The 24,564-nt window shown below is 57.4% G+C and carries 19 protein-coding genes and 3 pseudogenes; 10 read left to right on the forward strand and 12 right to left on the reverse strand.

Annotation, left to right across the window (positions count from 1 at the left end; translation table 11 throughout):
• Positions 1-10: 10 nt before the first annotated feature.
• The 5 genes from KUF54_RS17155 to KUF54_RS17175 all read left to right on the forward strand — a co-directional run bounded on the left by KUF54_RS17155 (position 11) and on the right by KUF54_RS17175 (position 4,352).
• Positions 11-394 carry a hypothetical protein gene (locus KUF54_RS17155; protein ID WP_219344068.1) on the forward strand — a complete coding sequence of 128 codons (384 nt, stop codon included), beginning with the start codon at positions 11-13 and terminating at the stop codon, positions 392-394.
• Positions 391-1,503, forward strand: a complete 1,113-nt coding sequence (locus KUF54_RS17160) for a hemin-degrading factor (RefSeq protein WP_219344070.1) — start codon at positions 391-393, stop codon at positions 1,501-1,503. The genes KUF54_RS17155 and KUF54_RS17160 overlap by 4 nt, the downstream gene beginning before the upstream one ends.
• Positions 1,500-2,399 carry a hemin ABC transporter substrate-binding protein gene (locus tag KUF54_RS17165; protein WP_219344072.1) on the forward strand — a complete coding sequence of 300 codons (900 nt, stop codon included), beginning with the start codon at positions 1,500-1,502 and terminating at the stop codon, positions 2,397-2,399. The genes KUF54_RS17160 and KUF54_RS17165 overlap by 4 nt, the downstream gene beginning before the upstream one ends.
• A gap of 67 nt (positions 2,400-2,466) precedes the next feature.
• Complete coding sequence (locus KUF54_RS17170) at positions 2,467-3,540, forward strand: iron ABC transporter permease (protein ID WP_219346455.1); 1,074 nt, start codon at positions 2,467-2,469, stop codon at positions 3,538-3,540.
• Positions 3,537-4,352: a heme ABC transporter ATP-binding protein gene (locus KUF54_RS17175; protein ID WP_219344074.1), complete on the forward strand. Its 816-nt coding sequence runs from the start codon at positions 3,537-3,539 to the stop codon at positions 4,350-4,352. Before KUF54_RS17170 ends, KUF54_RS17175 begins: the two co-directional genes overlap by 4 nt.
• A 101-nt stretch (positions 4,353-4,453) precedes the next feature.
• Here the strand turns inward: KUF54_RS17175 and KUF54_RS17180 are convergent, their stop codons facing one another.
• A complete protein-coding gene (locus KUF54_RS17180; RefSeq protein WP_219344076.1) occupies positions 4,454-5,242 on the reverse strand; it encodes a glycosyltransferase family 2 protein in 789 nt (262 codons plus the stop codon).
• Between the two features lie 145 nt (positions 5,243-5,387).
• Positions 5,388-6,209, reverse strand: coding sequence for a pyruvate, water dikinase regulatory protein (locus KUF54_RS17185; RefSeq protein ID WP_219344078.1), 822 nt, complete (start codon positions 6,207-6,209; stop codon positions 5,388-5,390).
• A gap of 252 nt (positions 6,210-6,461) precedes the next feature.
• Between KUF54_RS17185 and ppsA the strand changes: the two genes are divergently transcribed.
• The 4 genes from ppsA (at position 6,462) to KUF54_RS17205 (ending at position 12,072) form a co-directional block, all read left to right on the forward strand.
• Entirely contained in the window at positions 6,462-8,852 is a 2,391-nt protein-coding gene (ppsA, locus tag KUF54_RS17190) for a phosphoenolpyruvate synthase (RefSeq protein ID WP_219344080.1), read from the forward strand.
• Positions 8,853-8,867: 15 nt separating this feature from the next.
• Positions 8,868-9,281, forward strand: coding sequence for a DUF4212 domain-containing protein (locus tag KUF54_RS17195; RefSeq protein WP_219344082.1), 414 nt, complete (start codon positions 8,868-8,870; stop codon positions 9,279-9,281).
• Complete coding sequence (locus KUF54_RS17200) at positions 9,274-11,400, forward strand: VC_2705 family sodium/solute symporter (protein WP_219344083.1); 2,127 nt, start codon at positions 9,274-9,276, stop codon at positions 11,398-11,400. The genes KUF54_RS17195 and KUF54_RS17200 overlap by 8 nt, the downstream gene beginning before the upstream one ends.
• A 165-nt stretch (positions 11,401-11,565) precedes the next feature.
• Positions 11,566-12,072 (forward strand): hypothetical protein, encoded by a 507-nt coding sequence (locus KUF54_RS17205; protein ID WP_219344085.1) that lies wholly within the window; start codon positions 11,566-11,568, stop codon positions 12,070-12,072.
• Positions 12,073-12,142: 70 nt separating this feature from the next.
• On the opposite strand, the gene KUF54_RS17500 is transcribed toward KUF54_RS17205, so the two are convergent.
• The 10 genes and pseudogenes from KUF54_RS17500 to KUF54_RS17250 all read right to left on the reverse strand — a co-directional run bounded on the left by KUF54_RS17500 (position 12,143) and on the right by KUF54_RS17250 (position 22,931).
• On the reverse strand, positions 12,143-12,496 hold the full coding sequence (locus tag KUF54_RS17500) for an FKBP-type peptidyl-prolyl cis-trans isomerase (protein ID WP_255576464.1): 354 nt from the start codon (positions 12,494-12,496) through the stop codon (positions 12,143-12,145).
• Positions 12,491-12,835: pseudogene (locus KUF54_RS17505) on the reverse strand (FKBP-type peptidyl-prolyl cis-trans isomerase); the annotation flags it as partial. The gene KUF54_RS17500 and the pseudogene KUF54_RS17505, both read right to left, overlap by 6 nt.
• Before the next feature lie 108 nt (positions 12,836-12,943).
• Positions 12,944-13,248: pseudogene (locus tag KUF54_RS17215) on the reverse strand (winged helix-turn-helix transcriptional regulator).
• Between the two features lie 361 nt (positions 13,249-13,609).
• Positions 13,610-14,557, reverse strand: a complete 948-nt coding sequence (locus KUF54_RS17220; protein WP_219344087.1) for a ketopantoate reductase family protein — start codon at positions 14,555-14,557, stop codon at positions 13,610-13,612.
• Positions 14,558-14,707: 150 nt separating this feature from the next.
• A complete protein-coding gene (gene rpoD, locus KUF54_RS17225) occupies positions 14,708-17,149 on the reverse strand; it encodes an RNA polymerase sigma factor RpoD (protein WP_219344088.1) in 2,442 nt (813 codons plus the stop codon).
• A 276-nt stretch (positions 17,150-17,425) separates the two neighbouring features.
• Positions 17,426-19,420: a DNA primase gene (gene dnaG, locus KUF54_RS17230; RefSeq protein ID WP_219344089.1), complete on the reverse strand. Its 1,995-nt coding sequence runs from the start codon at positions 19,418-19,420 to the stop codon at positions 17,426-17,428.
• A gap of 726 nt (positions 19,421-20,146) precedes the next feature.
• Complete coding sequence (locus KUF54_RS17235; protein ID WP_219344091.1) at positions 20,147-20,971, reverse strand: UDP-2,3-diacylglucosamine diphosphatase; 825 nt, start codon at positions 20,969-20,971, stop codon at positions 20,147-20,149.
• A gap of 135 nt (positions 20,972-21,106) precedes the next feature.
• A pseudogene (locus KUF54_RS17240) lies at positions 21,107-21,633 on the reverse strand (peptidylprolyl isomerase).
• An 88-nt stretch (positions 21,634-21,721) separates the two neighbouring features.
• Entirely contained in the window at positions 21,722-22,306 is a 585-nt protein-coding gene (locus KUF54_RS17245) for a peptidylprolyl isomerase (RefSeq protein WP_219344093.1), read from the reverse strand.
• Between the two features lie 10 nt (positions 22,307-22,316).
• Positions 22,317-22,931, reverse strand: coding sequence for a tetratricopeptide repeat protein (locus KUF54_RS17250; RefSeq protein WP_255576194.1), 615 nt, complete (start codon positions 22,929-22,931; stop codon positions 22,317-22,319).
• Positions 22,932-23,151: 220 nt separating this feature from the next.
• On the opposite strand from KUF54_RS17250, the gene cysS reads away from it, so the two are divergent.
• Complete coding sequence (cysS, locus tag KUF54_RS17255; RefSeq protein ID WP_219344095.1) at positions 23,152-24,537, forward strand: cysteine--tRNA ligase; 1,386 nt, start codon at positions 23,152-23,154, stop codon at positions 24,535-24,537.
• The last annotated feature ends 27 nt before the right edge of the window (positions 24,538-24,564 follow it).

Consider the following 24,564-nt stretch of genomic DNA (forward strand, 5'->3'; position numbering starts at 1 on the left):
GGAGTGTGCTATGTCTGTTTATGAGCGCGCCGGCAATGTCCAGAGTGAATCTGGCAGCCGCGATGAGGAATATCTGTTGACTGAAGGCGAAGCCCAGCTGGCCACCGTGCTGGCGCTGATGACCGGCTTTAGCCAAGGCTGCTGTGCGGCGCACCGCGCGCCCATGGCGCAGCGTGTGTCAGAGCAACTGGTGCGCATGGCCGATGGGCTGGATGGCCACGCCCGCTCTGGCGACATGCGCCATTTTCTGCAAAAGCTGGGGCAGCGCTGGGGCGCGGTGGCCCAAGTAATGACCCAGCCCGAACCGGATCAGCCTGCGGCTGAGACGAGTTTTGACAACGCATTGACCCACCCACAAACGCACTGGCACCACAGCCCGGAGATCCTGCAATGAACGCCATCACATCCCCCGAAATGAAGACCATGACTGCGGTGCAGATTCGCGAAGAATTTGCGCAAAAGCGCCTGCAAGGTCTGCGTGCCAAAGACGCCGCTGAGGCGTTGAAATTGAGCGAAGGCGCCGTGATTGCAGCCCATGGTGGCGAGCATGAGCGCAGCCTGAAAGCTGTGCCGCTGCGCGCTCAATGGCTAGACATTCTCAAAGGCCTTGAGGCCTGCGGCACGGTGATGGCGCTCACGCGCAACGAATCTACCGTGCATGAAAAAAACGGCATTTACCAGAACGTATCGGCCCAAGGCCCCGTTGGACTGGCGCTGAGCCGCGAGATTGATCTTCGTCTGTTCTTTATGCAGTGGCATGCCGGTTTTGCGGTGACGGAAGAAGCCGTCAACTCCGGTCGCCCGGCCATGCACAGCCTGCAGTTCTACGATGCAGCGGGCCGCGCCGTGCACAAGGTGTTTGCACGTGAAGCAACCGATATGGCAGCGTGGAATGCGCTGGTGGAACGTTTTGCCGAGCCGTCCGCTGGTTATGTGTTTCGCGAGCGCGCAGCCAAGCCCGCCATCAAGGCCGATGCTGAGATTGATGTGCCCGCGCTGACGCAGGCATGGACTGCGCTCAAGGACACGCACGAGTTCTTCGAGATGCTGCGTAAGTTTGGTGCTGAGCGCCAGCAGGCCTTGCGTCTGGTGCCTCAGTATTGCGAGCGCCTGAGCGCCGTTGCCGTCACCGAGTTGCTGGGCAATGCGGCGGTGGATGGTGTCTCCATCATGGTATTTGTGGGCAGCGGCGGCTGTATTCAGATTCACACCGGCGCCGTGAGCAACATCCAACCTATGGATGGTAAGGACGGCGTGCGCTGGATCAATGTGCTGGACAAGGGCTTCAGCCTGCATCTGCGCACCGACATGATTGCCAATGTGTGGGTGGTGCAAAAGCCCACCAGCGATGGCGTGGTGACTTCGGTGGAAGTGTTTGATGCCGAAGGCAACAACATGGCCATGTTCTTTGGCGAGCGCAAGCCCGGCCAGCCCGAGCTGCAAAGCTGGCGCGATCTGGTTGCAGGCCTGCAGCGCCATGCTGCGGTGGCGGAGGCTGTATGAACGACATATTGCTGTCACGGCGCGGCGGCCTGCAGTGGCTGGGCGGTGCGGCACTGGCTTCGGCCATGCCTGCATTCGCACAAAACTCTGCACAAGCTTCTACGCAATCGATTTCACCTGCCCGCCGCCTGGTGTCGCTCAGCGGCGCGTTGACCGAAGTGGTCTATTTGCTCAATGCCCAGAGCCTGCTGGTGGGCACGGACACCACCAGCCTGTTCCCTGAAGCCGCGCAGAAAACGGCCAAGGTCGGTTATGTGCGCCAGCTCTCGGCCGAAGGCCTGCTGTCCCTCAAACCCGATGCGGTGGTGGGCACCAGCGATGCCGGGCCGCCCGTGGTGCTCGATCAGATTCGGCAGGCTGGCGTGCGTGTGGCGCTGGTCAAGGCCCAGCACAACTGGGCTGAGGTGCAGGAAAAGGTCAAGGTTGTGGGCCGCGAAACAGGCCGCACAGCCGATGCAGACAAGTTGCTGGCCCAGCTTGATGCGCAGTGGAGCGCGGTGCAGGCCCAAGTCGCCAAGGCCCAGCGCAAGCCGCGCGTGCTGTTTGTGCTGGCGCATAGCGGTAGCCCGCAGGTCGCAGGGCGGGGCACAGCTGCCAATGCGCTGATGGAGTACGCAGGCTGCGCCAACGCCATCAACCAGTTCGATGGCTACAAGCCGCTGACGGCAGAGGCCATGGCCAGCGCCGCGCCAGAAGTCATCGTCATCACCACGCAGGGCATTGACGCTATGGGCGGTGAGATGGCTTTCTGGAAGCGACCCGAGCTGGCCTTGACTCCCGCCTTTGCCAAGAAGGCGCTGGTAACGCTGGAGGCCAGCCACCTGCTGGGCTTTGGTCCGCGCCTGCCTACGGCGGTGCAGGCGCTGCATATGCGCAGCCTGCAATGGGTGGCATGAGATGAGTGTGGTGCTCGCTAAGCCGGCCACATCGGCTCAATCGGCCTCGCCGCTGCCTAGCGCGCCCATGGCCGCATCGCGCTGGCGCACGCCTGCCGGGCGGCTCAGCCGCAGTGCCGCGTTGCTGCTGGGCGCGGTGCTGGTGCTGCTGGCTATGGTCTGGGGGGCGGCCAGCGGTGCTTATGCGATTGCGCCCGCGCAGTTGCCGGGCATTGTCTGGGATGGGGCTCGCAGTCTTTTCGGCAGCGCAGTAGAGACCGGCCCTGAGCATCTGGTCTTTCTCAATATTCGCCTGCCGCGGCTGCTGATGGGCGTGGCTGCGGGTGCAGGTCTGGGGCTGGCGGGGGCATTGATGCAGGGCCTGTTTCGCAATCCGCTGGCAGACCCCGGTTTGATTGGCGTGAGCAGCGGCGCTGCGCTGGCTGCGGGTATCACCATCGTGCTGGGCGGCATGTATCTGCCGTGGCTGCCGCGCCATCTGGGCAGCTGGGCGCTGGTGGTCATGGCGTTTGGTGGCGGTCTGGCCGTCACGGCCGTGGTCTATGTGCTGGGTCAAGTGCAGGGCACTACCCGCATCGGTCTGATGCTGCTGGCTGGCATTGCGATTAATGCGCTGGCCGGTGCTGGGCTGGGTTTTTTGAGCTTTATTTCGACGGATGAGCAGCTGCGCAATTTGCAGATGTGGCTGCTTGGCAGTCTGGGCGCATCGCGCTGGAGTGCTGTGGGCTTGGTGGGCGCAGCGGTCGCTTTAAGCACGTTGGCCGCGCTGGTGCTGGCAAGGCCTTTAAATGCGATTGCACTGGGCGAGGCGCAGGCCAATTTGCTGGGCGTCGCAGTCGAGAAAACCAAGCGACGTGCAGTGATGGTGGCAGCTCTGGCGGTGGGCGCGGTGACGGCAACAACCGGCATCATTGGCTTTATCGGTCTTGTGGCACCCCACTGGGTGCGACTGATTGCCGGGCCAGATCACCGTGTGGTGCTACCGGGCTCGGCCTTGCTTGGGGCGGCGCTGGTGGTCAGCGCGGATGCGGTGGCGCGCACCCTCGTCAAACCGGCGGAGCTGCCGCTGGGCGTGCTCACTGCCTTTATTGGCGTGCCGCTATTTCTGGCCATGCTGCGCCAGTTCAGGAGCAAGGTATGAAGGCAGCTTCGAGCATCGAATGCCGCAATCTGGGCGTAGGCGTGGCCAAAGGCCCGCGTCTGGCCACCGTGGATGTGCAGATTCAGGCCGGGCGTTTTACCGCTATCCTCGGCCCCAATGGCGCGGGCAAGTCCACGCTCATGTCCATGCTGGTGGGCGAGCGCGCTGCGCAGGCCGGGCAGGTGCTGCTGGATGGGCTGGCGCTGCCCAGTCAATCTATGCAGGCTTTGGCGCGACGGCGCGCTGTCATGCCGCAAGACTGCAGCGTGGCATTTGACTTCACCGCGCAGGAAGTGGTGGAACTGGGCCGCTACCCGCACCGCGAACATGCCAGCGCACAGGAGGCGCAAATCGTGCAGGGCGCCATGGCGCTGACTGGTGTCGATCATCTGGCCCAGCGCAGCATCAATACTTTGTCAGGCGGCGAGCGCGCACGGGCCCATCTGGCCAGAGCCTTGGCGCAGATTTGGCAGGCACCGGCCGATGGCGCTGCGCGCTGGCTGCTGTTGGATGAACCCACGGCTGCCCTTGATTTGGCCCACCAGCACCATGCCATGCGCCTGCTGCGCCAGTGGTCAGCCGAGCAGGGCGCGGGCGTGGTAGCGGTAATTCATGACCTGAATCTGGCCCTGCGCTATGCCGACGATGTGCTGGTGCTGGGCGGAACAGCCGGTGTGAGTTGGGGCGCAACGCAAGAGGTGCTGCAGCCTGAGTTAATTGAGCGCGTGTGGGGCATGCAATGTGACCCGGTGCGCAGCAGCGACGGTGCGCTGCAATATATTTTTGTAGCAGGGAGTTCTTTTGCTGCTTGATATTCAGAAACAAAACGCTGAAATTCCACGCTGTATAAGGATACTCTGCTCTCAAATTTACGGCCTCGTTTAAGCACAGACCTTCGGTTTGCTGAGTGGTGTTAGCCGCTCTTAAGGCAGTGCTGAATTTCGTTGACCGAGCTATCGATGAAATATTGGTATTGATCAACAGCGTTTTGCATGACGCCATTTTTTTCTGACTCAGTGAGTTCCATCACCACCTGACCGTTCTCAACACGGCTGCGATCGAGGAAAAAAACGGTCGCACCACCTTCGCGAGCATGGTGAATGAGCGCAGCTTGGTTGCAGCCTAAAAAATTCCAATGCTTTAACAGCATTGAGCGGTAGTGGCCATCTTCTCCTGCGGCAGAGGTGCGCCACGCCGCTGCGGTGGGGAAGCCACCAGAAGCCAAAAAAACACTTCGCCTACAGATCACATTGGTCATGAAGACGTAAGACAAGCCGCGGATGCGCAAATCGTCTTCTTGCAAACCCAGACGCATTGGTAAATCGACGACTTGAGCCGCTCCAGAGATCCCGCCTGTATCCTGGTTTTGCAGAAGAAAGTTCACCGCAGTGGAGTACCAGTCTTGTACGTGCTCATCGTCTTGATCTAAAAACGTTAGCAGTGGTGCGCTGGCGAGCATGCCACCTAAGTTGCGAGCGCGGCTTTGTCCGCCGTTTTCTGGCAAGAAAAAGGTGCGCACGCGTTTGTCACTTTGGGCGAGTGCGGTGGCGCAATCCCGAGCTTGTTGCTGAGAACTGAAGTCATCGATAAGCAGCACTTCCACATCTACATTGTGTTGACGGAGTACCGACTGAACGGCTCTCTCAAGGCAATCCTGCCCGTTGTAAACAGGAATAATGCAGCTAATTTGTGGAGTGCTCATATGAGTGCCTTGGGCACAGTGTGTAATTAGTGTCGCTAACACAACCCTTGATACGTCGTTACTTCGCCTTGTCGTACGCTTGTACTGCCTGCGGCTTCTCGTCTCAACCGAAAACCTTCGATTTGCTGAGTTGTGTTCAGCGCTCTTAATATCCCAGATGCTGAGGCAATACTTCCTGCAAGATGGTCGTCGCGATTTCTTCAATCGATTTTGTGGTGCTGGACAACCAGCGAATGCCGCTTCTGCGCATCATGGACTCGGCCTCGGCCACTTCGTAGCGGCAGTTTTGCAGGCTGGCGTACTTGGAGTCAGGGCGGCGTTCGTTGCGGATGCTCGACAGGCGCTCGGGCTGAATCGTCAGGCCAAACAGCTTTTTGCGGAAAGGCTCCAGCGCAGGCGGCAATTGCTTGCGTTCAAAGTCTTCAGGAATCAGCGGGTAGTTGGCTACTTTCAGGCCAAACTGCATGGCCAGATACAGGCTGGTTGGCGTCTTGCCGCTGCGGCTCACACCCACCAAGATCACGTCCGCGCCCGTCAGGTCGGTATGAGTCTGACCATCATCGTGGGCCAGCGTGTAGTTGATGGCCTCCATGCGCTCCAGGTATTCCTTGCTTTCGCTGATATCGGCGAAGCGGCCCACGCGGTGCAGCGACTTTTGGCCCAGTTCTACTTCCAGCGGGCGCACAAAGGTGCCGAACATGTCAAATAGCTTGCCCTTGCTATTGGCTTCCAGGAACTCCAGCATCTCCTGATTGACCAGTGTGGTGAAGATGATGGGCTTTTTGGCTTCCACTTCCGCCACATGGTTGATCTGGCGAACGGCCTGATGAATCTTGTCCATCGAGTCCACAAAAGGAATGCGGACCAGACGCGGTTTGCTGTCGAACTGGGCCATGATGGCCGTGCCAAAGGTTTCAGCCGTGATGCCTGTGCCGTCAGAAATGACAAAAATCGTATGGGTATGCATGGTGAGCGCAGTGATTAGGTGGGGGCGGGTCTGGCAATGCCAATTCCTGCACGGTATAACAGGTTTGAGCCACGCGAGAAGTCGTAGCTAAGCCTACAATTGCGCCCATTATTCCCAAATTTCCACCCATGCTCGTTGACGGTCAACATCCAGAACAGCAAAGCACTGCTTCAAAGCAGCATGGGTTTGCGGCGCTAGGCCATCGAGCCAAGACGCTGCAAGCGTGTCAGTTTTTACCTTTGGAGCTTTCCCATGTCTCAACTGTTTGAAGCGACCGCATTAGTCGTTCCATTTGAAAAACTGCGAATGACCGACGTAGAGTCGGTCGGCGGCAAAAACGCCTCGCTGGGCGAAATGATCTCGCAACTGCCACAGGGCGTGCGCGTTCCTACTGGCTTTGCGACGACAGCTCACGCTTTCCGCGAATTCCTGGCCTTTGAAGGTCTGGCTGGCAAGATCTCCGCCAAGCTGGCTGCGCTGGACGTTGAAGACGTGCGCGCTCTGGCCGCAGTGGGTGCTGAAATCCGCGCCATGGTGGAAAGCCAGCCTTTCCCCGCTGATCTGGAAGCGGCCATCCGCGCAGACTTCATCACGCTGCAAGCGGGCAACCCTGCCGCTTCGTTCGCCGTGCGCTCTTCCGCCACTGCGGAAGACTTGCCCGATGCATCGTTCGCCGGTCAGCAAGAAACCTTCTTGAACGTGGTGGGCATCGAAGACGTGCTGCACAAGATGAAGGAAGTGTTCGCGTCCCTGTACAACGACCGCGCCATCTCTTACCGCGTGCACAAGGGCTTTGAGCACGACGTGGTGGCCTTGTCCGCTGGCGTGCAGCGCATGGTGCGCTCCGATTTGGGCGCTGCCGGCGTGATGTTCACCATCGACACTGAGTCCGGCTTTGAAGACGTGGTCTTCATCACCTCCAGCTATGGTCTGGGTGAAACCGTGGTGCAGGGTGCTGTGAACCCTGACGAGTTTTATGTGCACAAGCCCATGCTCAAGGCCGGCAAAAAGGCTTTGATTCGCCGCAATCTGGGCTCCAAGCTGATCCAGATGGTCTTCGCTTCGCCTGAAGAGAAGGCTGCAGACGGCAAGCTGGTCAAGACCACTGATGTGGCTCACGAACTGCGCAACCGTTACTCGCTGACCGACGCTGATGTCGAGCAGCTGGCTCGTTACGCTTTGGTGATCGAGGAGCATTACGGTCGTCCCATGGACATTGAGTGGGGCAAGGACGGTACCGACGGTCAACTCTACATCTTGCAAGCACGCCCTGAAACCGTGAAGAGCCAGTCCAAGGGCCAGGCCGAGCTACGCTACAAACTCAAGAGCACCGGCACCGTGTTGGCCGAAGGCCGCGCCATTGGTCAGAAGATTGGTACCGGCCCTGTGCGTCTGGTGTCTGATATCTCGCAGATGGACCAAGTGCAAGCCGGCGACGTGCTGGTGACCGATATGACCGACCCTAACTGGGAACCCGTCATGAAGAAGGCCTCGGCCATCGTTACTAACCGTGGCGGCCGTACCTGCCACGCGGCCATCATTGCGCGTGAGTTGGGCATCCCCGCTGTTGTGGGTTGTGGCAATGCCACTGACCTGCTCAAGGCCGGCACTCTGGTGACCGTGTCTTGCTCCGAAGGCGATACCGGCAAGATCTATGACGGCGTGCTCGATACCGAAGTGACTGAAGTCACACGCGGTGAAATGCCTGCCATCAAGACCAAGATCATGATGAACGTGGGCAACCCCCAGCTGGCGTTTGACTTTGCTCAGCTGCCTAACGAAGGCGTGGGTCTGGCCCGTGTTGAGTTCATCATCAACAACAACATTGGCGTGCACCCCAAGGCCATCCTGGACTACCCCGCTGTAGATGCCGATCTGAAGAAGGCCGTGGAGTCCGTAGCCCGTGGTCATGCATCGCCTCGCGCTTTCTACGTGGACAAGGTTGCTGAAGGCGTGGCTACTATTGCCGCCGCTTTCTGGCCCAAGCCCGTCATCGTGCGCATGTCGGACTTCAAGTCCAACGAATACCGCAAACTGATTGGCGGCAGCCGCTACGAGCCCGAAGAAGAGAACCCGATGCTGGGCTTCCGTGGCGCAGCTCGCTACATCTCCAAGGAGTTCGGCGAAGCGTTCAAGATGGAATGTGAAGCCCTGCACCGCGTGCGCGAAGACATGGGCCTGACGAACGTCGAGATCATGATCCCCTTCGTGCGTACCCTGGGTCAAGCCAAGCGCGTGACAGAGTTGCTGGCTGAGAACGGTCTCAAGCGCGGTGAGAACGGCTTGAAGTTCATCATGATGTGCGAAGTGCCTTCCAACGCTATTTTGGCGGACGAATTCCTCGAATACTTCGACGGCTTCTCCATTGGCTCTAACGACTTGACTCAGCTGACACTGGGTCTGGACCGCGACTCGGGTCTGGAGTTGCTGGCCGCTGACTTTGACGAGCGCGACCCCGCCGTCAAGAAGATGCTGGAGATGGCGATTGGCGCCTGCCTCAAGCAAGGCAAGTATGTGGGTATCTGCGGTCAGGGCCCTTCCGACCATCCCGACTTCGCTCTTTGGCTGGCAGAAAAGGGTATCAAGTCGATCTCCCTGAACCCCGACAGCGTGGTTGCCACTTGGCAACGCTTGGCTAAGTAAGGCTGCAACATCGTCATGCAGACGCAGCAAGCGCCTCAGCATGACGATGTAGTGTCCAATGTCTCATTGCAGGCATTCGATGCTTTTGACCCACTAGGCAAGCCGGTTGAAGTTACTTCGCCAGAAGTTATTTTCCCGCCGGATTTGCTTGAAACACACCACCTAAGACTTAAAGCCTTGCTGCTGACGGTCTGGGTGGTGTTTTCATTTGGCACCAGCTATTTCGCCCGAGATATTCAGGCGCTGATGCCGGGTTGGCCTGCGGCTTACTGGATGGTGGCCCAAGGGGCGATCCTGATGTTCTTGCTCATCATCGTGGTCTATTGTGTGGCCATGGATTATTTTGAGCGCCAACAAGCACGTGACAAGGTTCATCAAGCGACCTTGGTGGGGGACGCAACTTCATCCGCCACAGACTTTCATGCCTGAGCGGGTTGCTCCAAGCGGCTCTACTGGTAGCTCTTTGGGCAGCGCCTCAGACTGGCGACTGCACCGCATTCTTTTTCTGTATGTGCTGGGTGTGCTGGGCTTTGTGCTGGCCATGCTCTGGGCCGAGGGTCGCGGACTGTCACGTCACTGGATAGGGCCCATCTTTTTGTTTAGCACCGTGATGGTGTATGCCGGCATTGGTGTCTATACGCGCACGAGCAATGCAGAGGAGTACTTTGTGGCGGGGCGGCGTATACCCGCCTTCTACAACGGTATGGCGGGCGCGGCTGACTGGATGAGTGCGGCATCCTTTATTAGCCTGTCAGGCGCTCTGTATTTACAAGGTTTTTCAGGTTCGGGAACCCAGCCCGGTGGCTTGGCTTACGTACTGGGCTGGACGGGCGGATTTTGCCTCGTCGGCATGCTGATTGCCCCTTACCTGCGGGCCATGAATCTCTACACCGTGCCTGACTTTTTTCAGGCGCGCTTTGGCGGGCGTTGGCCACGCATCATTGCGGCGTTGGCGGCTATTACTTGCTCGTTTACCTATGTGGTGGCGCAAATCTACGGCGTGGGCCTGATTGCCGCGCGGCTAACGGGCGTGCAGTTCGAGATCGGCATCATGCTGGGGCTGGGCGGCGTATTGTTGTGCTCCTTCTTAGGCGGTATGCGTGCGATTACTTGGACCCAAGTGGCGCAATATGTGGTGATCTTGCTGGCTTTTATGCTGCCTGTGTCTTGGCTGGCTTATAAGCAACTGGGCAACCCTTGGGCACCAGCAGCCTATACCCAGCAACTGGGCAAGATCACGCTGCTGGAGCAGCAATTGCTGGCGTCTGAAGCTGAAAAATCGGTGCTTGAAGCTTATGAGGCTCGCGCACAGCTGCTGCAGGCCAAGTTGCGCGATGTGCCCCATGTGCTGATGGCCGAGCGCCAAGCACTGAGTGAACATATTCGGGAGCTGCGTACCAGCAGCGGCAATATCAGCGCCATCATGTCCGCCAGCCGCGAGCTGGCCGTTATGCCCAAGGATGAAGCGCAAGCACGCGAGCGCTGGACGCGAGAGCTGCGTGAAGCCCACGAGCGTGCCAGGCCGCTAGGCGGCATGCCGCTGCAAAGCCAGCCCTTTGCAGGTGATCCGAATGGCACGCCTGAGGAGCAGCAGACTTATGAACTCAGTCGCCGCAATTTCTTAGCGCTGATGTTTTGCCTGATGGTGGGCACGGCGGGCCTGCCTCATTTGCTCACCCGCTATTACACCGTGCCAACAGTGTCGGCTGCGCGCCGCTCTGTAGCTTGGTCGCTATTCTTTATTGGCTTGCTCTACCTTTTCGCACCGGCACTGGCCGTGCTGGTCAAGTACGAGGTGATGAATAACTTGGTGGGCACACATTTTGATGCTTTGCCAAACTGGATGGCGCAGTGGTCCAGAGTCGATGGCTCGCTGCTGGGGGTAGAAGATATCAACCGCGACGGCATTTTGCAGTTTGCTGAGATTCGCATGGGCGGCGATCTCATCATGCTGGCCACGCCTGAGTTGGGTGGCATGCCTTATGTGGTCTCGGGCTTGGTAGCTGCTGGCGGGCTGGCTGCGGCGCTGTCGACGGCTGATGGCTTGCTTTTGACGATTAGCAATGCGCTGGTGCGCGATTTGTATTTTCAAGAGCGCCAGCGCTCAGACACCTCTCGCAAACGCCGCATCTCGCCTGAGCAGCGGGTGATTCTGTCCAAGTTTGCGTTGCTGCTGGTCGCGCTGTCAGCGGCTTTTGTGGCAGCGAGGCGCTCGTCAGACATTTTGCCGATGGTCTCGGCTTCGTTCTCGTTGGCAGCATCGGCCTTTGTCCCCGCCATGTTGATGGGCATCTTTTGGCGCGGCACCACACGGCGTGGTGCAGTGGCAGGAATGCTATTGGGGCTGGCGGTCACCGTGTATTACATGCTCGCTAATGTGCAGGGTCTGCAAGGCGTGTTGCCTGCCTCGGTTCGTGGTGAAGCTCTTTGGTGGGGCATTCAGCCCATATCGGCCGGAGTGTTTGGTGTGCCTGCCGGCTTTATGGTGATCTTGGTCGTGAGTGGCTGGGAGTTGCGCCGAATGAAAGCTAAAAAAATACAAAATTGATAGCTACTCATGCTTGTCTGCATTGGACTTTTGGCTTGTTTTTATCAAAGTAATGCCATTGCCGCCCACTTTTACTTGCAGGTAAACCCGCTTTGCAGTTTTGGGCATCGCTGCCACTCTGGAGTAAAGCTTTTCAGAACAAAAGACCAGTAGAGGCATGGGTTGATGTATTTAATTAAAACACCTGAAGGGCAGCAGGCCTTCAAAGAGCGCCATGCAGATTTAAGCCAGCGGCTTCGCTCGGCTTTTTTGCTATTTGATGGTTTTCGTAGTTTGGCGCAGGTGCTTGAAGCGACAGCGGCCATGGGCGTGAGTAAGGACGATGTTCTGGCTCTGGTAAGCAAGGGCTGGCTTGTGCAAAAAGAAGCTCCAGCCATGGCTGGGGGTGCTGCTATGGTTGCTCCAGCGCAGGTCAGCAAGAGTGCTGTGCCGTCCTTGGCCCCTGCCAATGTAGACCCGGCCAGCACAAAGCGCCGTTATCAGCAGGCATATCCTGTCGCTGTCTCTATCACTGGTGGGTTGGGGCTAAAAGGTTTCAGGCTGAATTTGGCTGTTGAAGCCGCAATGGGCTACGAGCAGCTCGCGGAGATTGCCCCGCGTATCCGTGATGCGGTGGGCGACAAGGCTTATGCGCCGCTGCACAAGGTGTTGTTTGCAGCTGAGGCTGAATAGTCCCGACCTGAACATTTGGACAAAGAAAAAGCGGCTCGAAAGCCGCTTTTGTCATTGCGCAAACGAAGGCTTAGACAGCCAACAGTTCCACATCAAACTTCAAAGTTGCGTTAGGAGGAATCACGCCGCCAGCACCGCGAGCACCGTAGCCCAACTCTGCAGGAATGATCAAGGTGCGCTGGCCGCCCACCTTCATGCCTTGCACGCCTTGGTCCCAGCCCTTGATGACCATGCCCGCACCCAGTTGGAACACGAAGGGGTCATTGCGGTCTTTGCTGGAGTCAAACTTGGCGCCTTGCACGCCGTCTTTGTACAACCAACCGGTGTAGTGCACGGTCACGCGTGCGCCGCGAGTGGCTTCAGCGCCTTCGCCCACGACGGTGTCTTCGATTTGCAGTACGGGCGCAGCCTTGCTGCCCAGCAGTTCTACGTCAAACTTTAGTGTGGCATTGGGGGGGATCACGCCGCCAGCGCCTTGGGCGCCATAGCCCAGCTCTGCAGGGATGATCAAGGTGCGCTTGCCGCCCACCTTCATGCCTTGCACGCCTTCGTCCCAGCCGCGGATGACCATGCCATCGTCCAGTGTGAATTCAAAAGGCTCGCGACGGTCTTTGCTGGAGTCAAACTTGGCGCCTTGCACGCCGTCTTGGTACAGCCAGCCGGTGTAGTGCACTTTCACGTCAGCGCCGCTGATGGCTTCGGCGCCTTCACCGACCACGGTGTCTTCGTATTGCAGGCCTGAGGCGGTAGTGTTGAAAGCCATGATGTATTTCCTTTCAGCGCAAAGCAGAAAAAGCGATTGAAAAAGGGCCGGCCAAGCATGCTTGGGGCCCTAGGATGATAGGTGAGCCGGCCGCATCAGCGGCAAGGTTTACTTCTTGGCGCGTGCGGCAACCCAGCGGTTGGCAAAGGCTTGCACGTCAGACAGGCGCTTGAGCAGGTCCTGGCCTGTCAAAGTAACGGTATAGCCGTCGCTGCCGTGCTCCAGCAGGCCGCACTCACGCAACTCCTTGATACGGGTGTTCAAGGTATTGGGGTGATGCCACCGACGCTGTCTTGCAGCAAGCGGAAGGTCTGGGGATGTCCATCCCGCAGAGCCCACAGCACGCGCAGCGCATAACGACATTCGAGCTTCTCGAACAGCTGGTTGATGGCGGCGTTTTCTTTGGAGCTCATGGACGCTTCTCCTTGCGCAATGATGTTGTAGATCTGGTTGCACTGGTGAGTGCATGCTACGGTCAAAAGACTATAGCGACTAATTTGTCTTGCTACAAGTTTAGTAGCTTCAAATCTTCTACTGCAATGCCTTAAGGCGATAACATCGCAAACTAGCGTGAAGTGTTGCAGAGCAGCCACGAATCCTCAGTCAGATTCGCGCTGCTTCAGGGTTTATAGCAATACAAAGAGAGCGTGGGCAGGCTTCAGGCCGATATGGCACGGTTTGCAGACTGTGTTAGCACTGGCTTATTGATTATTTTGAACAACAAACACACGAAATCGCTTTATTGATAAGCGATTGAAGCTATGAAAATCATAGTTATTCTGCTTTTGCAGCAGTCTGTTTGAGCTGTACCAGCACTTGCAGCAGTCGATTGGCTGGTGTGGCAATGCCAAGCGCCTGCCCGCGGCGCACCACATAGCCGTTGAGATGGTCGATTTCCGTGGGCTTGGCACGCGCCAAATCTTGTGCGGTGGACGATAGCTGCAGGGGCATGGTGCGCGCAATGGTGGCCACGGCCTCATCTACATTGGCGGGTAACTGCACGCCATCGGCCAGTGCCACGGCCTTGCATTCATGGGCAATGTCTTGCATGACGGCAGGTACACCCTCTTGTGCTACCAACCAGCCATAAGGCTGCTGAGTGAGGGCAGAGAGTGCGTTGTACACGCAGTTAATGATGAGTTTTTGCCAGAGCGCAGCTTGCACTGCATCTGATACTTGGGTGGGTATGTTCGCGGCGCTGAACTGCTGGGCAATCACATTGCCTAGCGGGCAGGGCGCGATGACCAATTCGCCCCGGCCAAAGTGGCGCACATGGCCAAGCCCTGCCATAGCGGTGGCCACATAGACTACGGCTGCGGCTATGGGCTGACTGCCAAGTTGCGTGTTTAGAACTTGGCGCAAGCGCTGGTCGTTGTCCACACCGTTTTGCAGGCTCAGCACATGGGTGTGTGCGCCAAGGTGAGGCTTGATCTGCGCTGCGGCGGTTTCTGTGTCTGTGGATTTAACGCAGAGCAACACCACATCAGCACCCGAGACGGCATCGGCCGATGTGCTGGTGGCTACCGGCACATAAACGTCTTGTGTCGCCGTCTCTAGCCTCAAGCCATGCTCGTTGATGGCCTGCATATGCACTACGCGGCCAATGAGTGTGACTGCGTGGCCTGCTTGGGCGAGCAGGGCGCCAAAATAGCAGCCGACGGAGCCTGCCCCCATTACGGCGATTGAGAGAGGGCGGGTAGTGGCGGCTGCAGCAGAGTTCATACATCGAAGCATAGCCTTGTGGGGAGTGTTTTTGCTTGTGCTTGAGACGCTGGAGCGTTACTTCGATGGCTCCAATAAAAAAGCCCCAACCTGGGGCAAGTTGGGGCTTTTGGCAACGAGGAATCAGCAGGCTGACTCCAGGTGCAGGCTTTACAGCGTGTCGATAAAGCTGCGCAGCTTGTCGGAGCGCGAAGGGTGCTTGAGCTTGCGCAGTGCCTTGGCTTCGATTTGACGGATACGTTCGCGTGTCACGTCAAACTGCTTGCCCACTTCTTCCAGCGTGTGGTCGGTGGACATTTCGATACCGAAGCGCATACGCAGCACCTTGGCTTCGCGGGGAGTCAGGCCATCGAGGATGTCCTTGACCACATCGCGCAGGCCGGCTTGCATGGCAGCATCGATAGGAGCGGTGTTGTTGCCGTCCTCGATGAAGTCGCCCAGGTGAGAATCGTCGTCGTCGCCGATGGGTGTTTCCATCGAAATCGGCTCCTTGGCGATCTTCATGATCTTGCGGATCTTGTCCTCTGGGATTTCCATCTTGGCTGCCAAGATGGACGCATCGGGCTCGAAACCAAACTCTTGCAAGTGCTGGCGCGAGATGCGGTTCATCTTGTTGATGGTCTCGATCATGTGCACAGGGATGCGAATCGTGCGGGCCTGATCAGCGATGGAGCGCGTGATGGCCTGACGAATCCACCATGTGGCATAGGTCGAGAACTTGTAGCCGCGGCGGTATTCAAACTTGTCCACGGCCTTCATCAAACCGATATTGCCTTCCTGAATCAAGTCCAGGAACTGCAGACCACGGTTGGTGTATTTCTTGGCGATGGAGATCACGAGACGCAAGTTGGCCTCGATCATTTCCTTTTTCGCAAAGCGGCTGGAGCGCTCGCCATTGTTCATGCGCTTGTTGATGCTTTTGAGTTCATCCAGCGGCACAACCACGCGGGCTTGCAGATCGATCAGGTTTTGCTGCAGCTCTTGCACGGGCGGAATATTGCGAGCCAGCACGGCGCTGTAAGGCTTGCCTGAAGCGACTTGCTTGATAACCCACTCTTTATTCAGCAAGTTTGGCGGGAAGTCCTTGATGAACTGTTCCTGCGACATGCCGCACTTGTCCACGATGATCTTGCGCAGCTCACGCTCTTTCTTGCGCACGTCGTCCACTTGGGCGCGCACCAGATCGCACAGCTTCTCAATGGTCTTGGCTGTGAATCGGATGGTCATCAGCTGTTCAGTGATGGCCTTTTGCACCTTCATGTATGCCTCGGTGCCGTAGCCTTCCTTGTCATACACCTTGTGCATTTTGTCGAACTGCTCGCGCATGTTGTCGAAGCGAACTAGCGCTTCAACCTTCAACTCTTCGAGCTTCTTGGTCAGGGCCTTGGAGCCGCCCTTGCCGTCGTCGTCGTCTTCTTCGTCGTACTCGTCGAAGTCTTCTTCGGCCACGTAGTCATCGTTTTCGTTCGCATTGACGAAACCGTCGACCACAGTAGTGATGACAACCTTGCCTTCGCGAATTTCCTCAGACATGTTGAGGATTTCGGCGATGGTGGCAGGGGAAGCCGAGATGGCTTCCATCATGTCCATCAGGCCGCCTTCGATACGCTTGGCGATTTCAATTTCGCCTTCGCGGGTCAGCAGCTCAACCGTGCCCATTTCACGCATGTACATGCGAACGGGATCGGTGGTACGGCCGAATTCCGAGTCCACGGTAGACAGCGCAGCTTCGGCCGCTTCTTCCGCTTCTTCTTCGGTGGCAGCGGACTGGCCGGTGTTGTTCAGCAGCAGGGTTTCGGCGTCGGGCGTTTGCTCGTACACCGCCACACCCATGTCGTTCAACATGGAGATCACGACTTCCAGCGTTTCGGCATCGACCAGCTTGTCGGGCAAGTGGTCGTTGATTTCAGCGTGGGTCAGGTAGCCGCGGGTCTTGCCCAGCTTGATCAACGTCTTCAGGCGCTGACGGCGGGTATTCAATTCGTCTTCAGTCAGAACGGTTTCGTCCAGACCAAATTCCTTCATCAAGGCGCGCTCTTTGGCCTTGCTGATCTTCATACGCAGAGGCTTAACCTTTTCGACAGGCGCGGCAGCCGCACCAGTCGATGTTTCCTCTTCAACTTCGCCTTCCAGATCGCTGTCAATATCCGACAGGTCTGCATCATCCATGCCTTCGCCGGACTCTTTGGCCTTGGGCTTGCGACCGCGCTTGGCGGGGGCTTTGTCAGCCTCAGCGCTAGCGGCAGGAGCTTTGACGGCAGCAGCTTTCTTCGCGGCCGGGGCCTTCTTGGCGACAGTCTTCTTGGCTGCTGGAGCGGCGGCTCCTTCGTCGTCTTCAGCCTTCTTGCGGCTGCGCTTAGGAGTTGCCTGAGCCAGCAGCGCATCGGCCATGGCTTTGAGTTCGGCTTGTGACTTGGTAACCACGGTGGTGTCTTTCTTTGCATCGGCCGCAGTTGCGGCGCTCTTCTTCACAGCAGGCTTGCTGGCGCTGGCCTTGACGGGCGCTGCAGTGGAGGTAGAAGTTTTAGAGGTCTTGGGCTTCGCGGAAGCTGCTGGAGCCTGCTTGGACTTCTCGGACTTTGAAACGGGCATGAACACCTCTCGGGGTACGAACACACACAAACACACAAAGGAAAACGAAATTTGCAAACAAGCGCCACACATGCTGGCGCATGGACTGGCTCAGCCAATCCATTGGAAGCCGATGACTCCCAGGCAAGATGTTGGGGCGATCATTTGGTATGCAATCCTTGCGAATATTGGGCCATGCAGTTGCTGCAATCTCGTGACTTAGTCACGGGGCCCGGGTCGGAGGTGTTGCTGTCGCTCTTGCCTATAGATATATAAATTATACCTTTTAAAAAGATGTCAAGAGCTGGTGCTAATAATTACAGATAATTTTTTTCGCCGCTCCTGAAATTCGATATATCTCCTTGCTGCAGTTGGGTCTGTAGCTATCTCTTTAAGAGCTTGCCCTTCCTCGCGCTTGAGGTGATCGACCAGAATTAGATTCAAAGTGCCACGCAATTCCTTGCGTAATTCATCGATTTCGCCTTCGGGTTGGGAATGCGCCCCGCCGCCCATTAATTTGTTAGCCAGTGGCTCGCAGGGCGTGCCTTGTAATTGCTCGCGCAGCAGGGCCCAAGAGCGCGGGCCTGATTCAGTAAATTGGGCTTCCAGCCAGCGAAACAAGGGGGCGTGGCTTTGATTGCAGCGCGCAAGCGCATCAAAGTCTTCATGGGTCATCTCTTCCATGAACTCCATGTGACACATCAACAGGCGCGCCGCCTGATCTTCCCGGCTGACAGGCGTGGGGCGTGGCCCCAGTTGTGGCGGATTCCAGTCTTCACCTTTTTTGCCCCAGGGTTTGCGTGGGCGGCCAAACTCTTTGCGGCCAGCCCAGTTACCGCCGCTGTTGGGTGGCGGCTGGTAAGCGTATTGGGCGGGGGCGCTGGATTCTCCCCAGTCAGGGGTGTTGTCCCAGTGGCTGGGCGGGGCATCCCATTGCGGCGCTTGGCTGTTAGAGGCGGCAGGTGCGCGGCGCTCGATTGGGGCGGTGCGTGCCGTCTCTTGCGCCCAAATATCGGTCAGATCTTGTGTGCTTAGCTGCGCTAGCGATGCAATTTCAGACAGCAGTTGGCGTTTGAGCGCGCCATCAGGCAGCAGCGACCACAGCGGGCGGGCGTTGCTCGCCATGCGGGCGCGGCCTTCGGTCTGGCCGAGATCACAGCCATCGCTGGCAGACTCAATCAAAAAGCGGCTCAGGGGTGTGGCATCACCTACATAGCGGGCAAAGGCCTCGCTGCCGAATTCACGGATAAAGGTATCCGGGTCATGCTCGGACGGCAAAAACAGAAACTTGATGGAGCGCGTATCGGTTGCCAGTGGCAGCGCAGCATCCAGCGCCTTGCGCGCTGCGCGGCGCCCGGCATTGTCGCCATCAAAGCTGAAGACGACGGCTTCGGTAAAGCGAAACAGCTTTTGCACATGCTCAGGCGTGCAGGCTGTCCCCAATGTGGCTACGGCATTGGCAAAGCCGAGCTGAGCCAAGGCCACCACGTCCATATAGCCTTCGGTGACAAGGGCATAGCCCATGTCGCGCAGGGCGGTGCGGGCTTCGAACAGGCCATACAGCTCGCGGCCTTTGTGAAAGACCGGGGTTTCAGGTGAGTTCAGGTATTTGGGCTTTTCATCACCAAACACGCGCCCGCCAAAGCCTATGCATTCGCCTTTGACATTGCGAATGGGGAACATGAGGCGGTCGCGAAAGCGGTCGTAGCGGCGGCTGTCTTCTTCGCTGACGATGACCAGGCCTGCTTCTTCCAGCTGCGGGTTGTCATATTCAGGAAAGACGCTAGCCAGCCCATGCCAGCCTGCAGGTGCGTAGCCCAGACCAAAGCGTTTGGAGACTTCGCCCGAAACGCCGCGCTTTTTTAAATACTCAATCGCCTTGGGTGCGCCTCTGAGTTGTTTGCAATACGACTCGCCTGCTTTTTCAAGTAAATCGCTCAGGCTCTCGGCCTTTTGCTTTTGCTGGGCTTGGCGCTGGCGCTCGGCGGGGCTGATATCGTCTTGCGGCACTTGCAGGCCGCACTGGTTGGCGAGTTCCTGCACGGCTTCGACAAAGCCCATGCTGGCATGCTCCATCAGAAAGCCGATGGCATTGCCGTTCTTGCCGCAGCCAAAACAGTGAAAGAACTGCTTGCTAGGGCTGACGGTGAAGGAGGGCGACTTTTCTCCATGGAACGGGCACAAGCCCATGAAATTGGCGCCGCCCTTTTTGAGTTGCACATAGCGACCCACGATATCAACGACATCGACGCGGGAAAGCAACTCTTGGATGAATGATTGGGGAATAGCCACCCCCGTATTCTGCCTTTATCGGCAATGACTGAGGGCGCGAGAGGAAAGCGCGAGTAGGCAAAAAAAAGCCTGCACCAGTAGGCGCAGGCTTAGGTCTCCAGATGCCTGATCATTGCCAGGCACTCCTCTAAATGTCTCCTCCGCCTCACTGTTTTGAAGCTGCAAGACCGGTTCCGTGCGGGGAGAGATTCCAGTCTTGTCTGCCACTAAATGGGCAGCCATCGCTTCAAAGCATGGACGAATTCTAAAAGCGATTTGAAGCCTGCGAGAGGGAACACTCTAATAAAAGATATCTTATAGATGACTTGCATAACTTTCGATCGAATAAGGCATGACTATGAAATCTATAAAAGCTCTAATCAATTGATTTTTAAGAAATTTATTGACTTTCAGAATGTGCTGAAAGTACTGTTTTGACTAATGACCTTTTTATTATTCATGTTATTTGGTGTGCGGAGTCCGCGACTTTTGAGCATTCTGAAGGCTCAATCGTTAGATTTTCTACTGGTGTGTAGAGCGGCTTTATGTAGCTCTTGGTGAGCGAGTCAAATTACTGACCCATAAAAAAGCCCGAGGCAAAGGGCTTCGGGCTTTTATTGTTCAAGTCAGTCTTATGAAATCGATAGCTGCTTGTCTTCTTTATTCATAGATTTTCAGTATGTTTAATGTTGAACTCTATGAATATCAATGACTATCAGCTTTCAAAGTTGTAGCAAATTAAGAAAGCTAGGCCCGCTCAGGCGCAAGGCGTTGCCTGCCTTCGGGCGTGACCCGCAGTACTTCAGCGCGGTGCGTGTCGGCGTCGATATGCCAGTCGCTCAGCACAATGCGCCATTGATCTTTGCCTAACGTCTTGCTAAGTGCATGGTCTGCGGGCTGATGGGTGTGGCCGTGAATCAGCCAGGGAGCTTGCGCAGCCTGCATCCAGGTGGCGACCATTTGCGCGTCGGCATCTGCATAAGGTGTGCCGCTTTGTTTGCGCTGCTCGCTCTCTGTGCGGGCCGATTTGCCAATGGCGCGGCGCACGGCTAGCGGCTGGGCGAGCAATTGCTGCTGCCAAGCGGCGCTGCGCGATACGGCGCGAAACTGCTGGTATTCGACATCATCAAGGCAGAGTGCATCGCCATGGCTGAGCAAAATGTTTGGGCCAGCCCAGTGCAGCACGGTGGGCTCCGCCAAGCCTGTGATGCCGCTGCGCTTGAAAAATTCATCGCCAATCAAAAAGTCGCGGTTACCTGCAAGGAAGAACAAGGGGCGCTTTTGCGCAGCGTCGCGCAACAGCGCCGCGCACTCGGCTTCAAAACTGCCGGGCTCATCCAGCGCATCGTCGCCCACCCAGACTTCAAACAAATCGCCCAGCATGAAGATGGCATCTGCTGAGCTGCGCTGCAGATAGTCGCGCCAAGCCTGCACGGTTTGCGGCTCGGATGGCTGCAGGTGCAGGTCAGAAATAAAGTCAATCGTGCGCCAGTGGGGCGCGCCTTGCAGCTGTGCCACCTGAGGTGCAATTGTGCGGGGATCTGAAGTGCGGGGATCTGAAGTTTCAGTCATGGGTAAACGGAGATGCAGCCTGAAAACAATAACGGCCTCACGCGAGGGCGGCAAGCAAGAGCCGCCTCGCGGCGAGGCCGTCGTCCCTATCCCGAAGAGAGGGGGGAAGCCGCAAAGCGGCTCAGGGGGTGTCAATTACAGGGCAACAGCCTTGTCGATCACCACTGCTTCAAAAGGCACGTCGTCATGGCCGCCCTTGCGCGAAGTACGAACCTTCTTGATGGCTTCCACAGTGTCTTCACCCTTGACCACCTTGCCAAACACGGCGTAGCCCCAGCCTTGGGGGTGGGCGATGTGTGGTTCAGGAAAGCGTTGTCCACAGTGTTGATGAAGAACTGAGCGGTAGCGCTGTGGGGGTCGCCAGTACGTGCCATGGCGATGGTGTACTTGTCGTTCTTCAAGCCGTTCTTGGCTTCGTTCTCGATAGGTGCCTGAGTTTCTTTTTGCTTCATGTCAGCAGTCATGCCGCCGCCTTGGATCATGAAGTTCTTGATGACGCGGTGGAATACGGTGCCGTTGTAGAAGCCGCTGTTAACGTAGCTCAGGAAGTTTTCTGTGCACTTTGGCGCGTTCACTGCGTCCAGTTCCAGTGTGATCACGCCTTGAGTAGCGGTGTCAGCCACGTTGATGGTGATGTGCAGTTCGACTTGTGGGTTGCTCATGTCTGTCTTTCTTGAGGATTAAGGGGAAAGGCTGGCGCTGGCACTGAGACTGGCACTTAAGCGTTTGTCTCAATGCCGCACAGCTGGTTTATTTGATTTCGGTGGCCGAGAGGATTGTCACCGGCGTTGTGGGCACATTCTGGTGCATGCCGCGGTTGCCCGTAGCCACTGCGCGGATTTTGTCCACCACATCCATGCCCTTGGTGACCTTGCCAAACACGGCGTAGCCGTGGCCATCAGGCTTGGGGGCGTTGAGCATGTCGTTATTCACCACGTTGATGAAAAACTGCGAGGTGGCCGAGTTTGGGTTGCCGGTGCGCGCCATGGCGATGGTGCCGCGGTCGTTTTTGAGGCCGTTGCTTGCTTCTAGCGCAATAGGCGCGCGGGTGGCTTTTTCATTCATGTTGGCATCCATGCCGCCGCCTTGAATCATGAAGCCATCCATGACGCGGTGAAAGATGGTTCCGTCATAGTGCTTATCGCGCACATATTGCAGAAAGTTGGCCGCGCTTTTGGGAGCTTTGGCATCGTTGAGCTCAAGAACAATATCGCCCATGCTGGTTTTGATTTGTACCTTGGACTGGGCTTGCGCTAAGCTGGGTGCTGCAAAAACTGTAACTGTTAGTCCAATAGATAAAAGGGCTTTAAGGCTATTTCGACGAAAGTTCAGCATGTGATGATCCTTAGTTCGCTGCGCCTTGGGGGCGCTGTGCAGGCTGGGCTGCTGGAGTTGTGGGAGCCGCAGGTGCAGAGACGTTGGCAGGTGCCGAGAGGGTGGCTGCAGGCTGCAACATGTCTTTGAGTTGCTTGAGCTTAGGGTTCAAGGCGGCGGGGCGGCCGCCCTTGGCCAGAGACTGCGCATAGGACTGGTAGGCGAGGCGGGCGTAGATGTCGCCCAGATTCTCATGCGCCACAGCGTAGTTAGGGTTGTTGCGCACGGCGGATTCGAGTGCGGTGCGGGCGCGTTCCAAATCGCCTTGGCGGGCATAGATCACCGCCAAGTTGTTATAGGGCTCGGGCAGCTCTGGGTAGTCCTCGGTCAGCTGGCGAAAGCTGCTGATCGCTTCTTCCGTCTTGCCATCATTGGTCAGTGCAATGCCGCGCAGAAAACGCATCTGCGGGTCACGTGCATTCTTGGCCAAATAGGTATCGGCTTTTTGCAGCGCTTGCTGGGTTTTGCCGCTTTTGAGCAACTGGGCCACATCCGAATAATCATCGGCATAGGCGCTGCCAGCGGTCAGCATGATGGCCAAAGCGGCCATGCGCGCTGCGGTACTAAACAAGTTGCGTACAGGCATGTAGGTGCTTTCAATAGGCCGCAAGAACTGCCCTGCGGCGGGGCTTATACTGAGAGGAATTGTAGCTGAGGGGTGCGCTGCGCTTAGGCGTCTGGTCTGACCGGAATGTGTCTGGTTGCTAGTGTGCATTTTTCAGTTTTAGGGTATGGCCGGCACGGTTTATGCATGACAGGCATACAAGTGCTGCTAGTCGCCACCCTCTCTCCCTATTTCAAGATTCATGAGTTTGCGTATCTACAACACGCTGTCGCGTGCATTGGAATCGTTTTCGCCGATTGAGCCGGGCCATGTGCGTATGTACGTCTGTGGCATGACGGTTTACGACCTTTGCCACCTGGGCCATGCGCGCTCTATGGTGGCATTTGACGTGGTGCAGCGCTGGCTGCGTGCGACAGGTTACCAAGTGACCTATGTGCGCAACATCACCGACATTGATGACAAGATCATCAAGCGTGCTGTGCAAAACGGCGAAACCATCCGCAGTCTGACTGATCGCATGATCGACGCGCTGCATCAGGATGCCGATGCGCTGGGCATTGAGCGCCCCACGCTAGAGCCGCGCGCCACCGAATATGTGCCGCAGATGCTGAGCATGATTGGTCAGTTGCAGACCAATGGCTTGGCCTATCAGGCGGGCAATGGTGATGTGAACTTTGCCGTGCGCAAATTCCCCGGCTACGGCAAGTTGTCTGGCAAGTCGCTGGATGAGCTGAATGCGGGTGAACGTGTTGCGGTGGCTGATGGCAAGCACGACCCGCTGGATTTTGTGCTGTGGAAGTCTGCCAAGGCCGATGAGCCTGCAGATGTGAAGTGGCAAAGCCCATTTGGCGAAGGCCGTCCCGGCTGGCACATCGAATGCTCGGCCATGGGCTGCGAGCTGCTGGGCGAGAGCTTTGACATTCATGGCGGCGGTGCTGACTTGCAGTTCCCCCACCACGAAAACGAAATTGCCCAGAGTGAAGGCGCCACCGGCAAGCCGTTTGCCCAGGCCTGGATGCACAACGGCTTCATCAACGTGGACAACGAAAAGATGTCCAAGTCGCTGGGCAACTTCTTCACCATTCGTGATGTGCTTAAAGAGTACGACGCGGAAACTATTCGTTTCTTCGTGGTGCGCAGCCATTACCGCAGCCCGCTGAACTACTCCAACGTGCACTTGGATGATGCGCGTGTGGCCCTCAAGCGCCTCTATACCGCTCTGGATTTGGTAGCGCCCGCTGCCGTGCAGGTGGACTGGAACAATCCTTACGCTGCACGTTTCAAGGCCGCGATGGATGAGGACTTTGGCACGCCCGAAGCGGTGGCCGTATTGTTTGACTTGGCCGCTGAAGTTAATCGCAGCAAGTCGCCCGAAGTGGCTGGCTTGCTCAAGGCGCTGAGCGCAAGCTTGGGCTTGCTGCAAGGCGAGCCTCAGAAGTTTTTGCAAGCTGGCGCTGAAGGCGTGGATGCTGCCGCCATTGAGGCGCAGATTGCTGCACGCGCAGCCGCCAAGGCTGACAAAAACTGGGCTGAGGCCGATCGCATCCGCAAAGAACTGCTGGAGCAGGGCATTGTCCTCAAGGACTCTGCCGCTGGCACGACTTGGGAAGCTGCGGCTAAGGGTTAAGGCGTGATGCAAAGTTTCATCAACACT

Origin of the sequence: Comamonas sp. Y33R10-2 (assembly GCF_019355935.1) — a bacterium.
In the GTDB taxonomy this organism is placed as follows: Bacteria; Pseudomonadota; Gammaproteobacteria; order Burkholderiales; family Burkholderiaceae_C; genus Comamonas.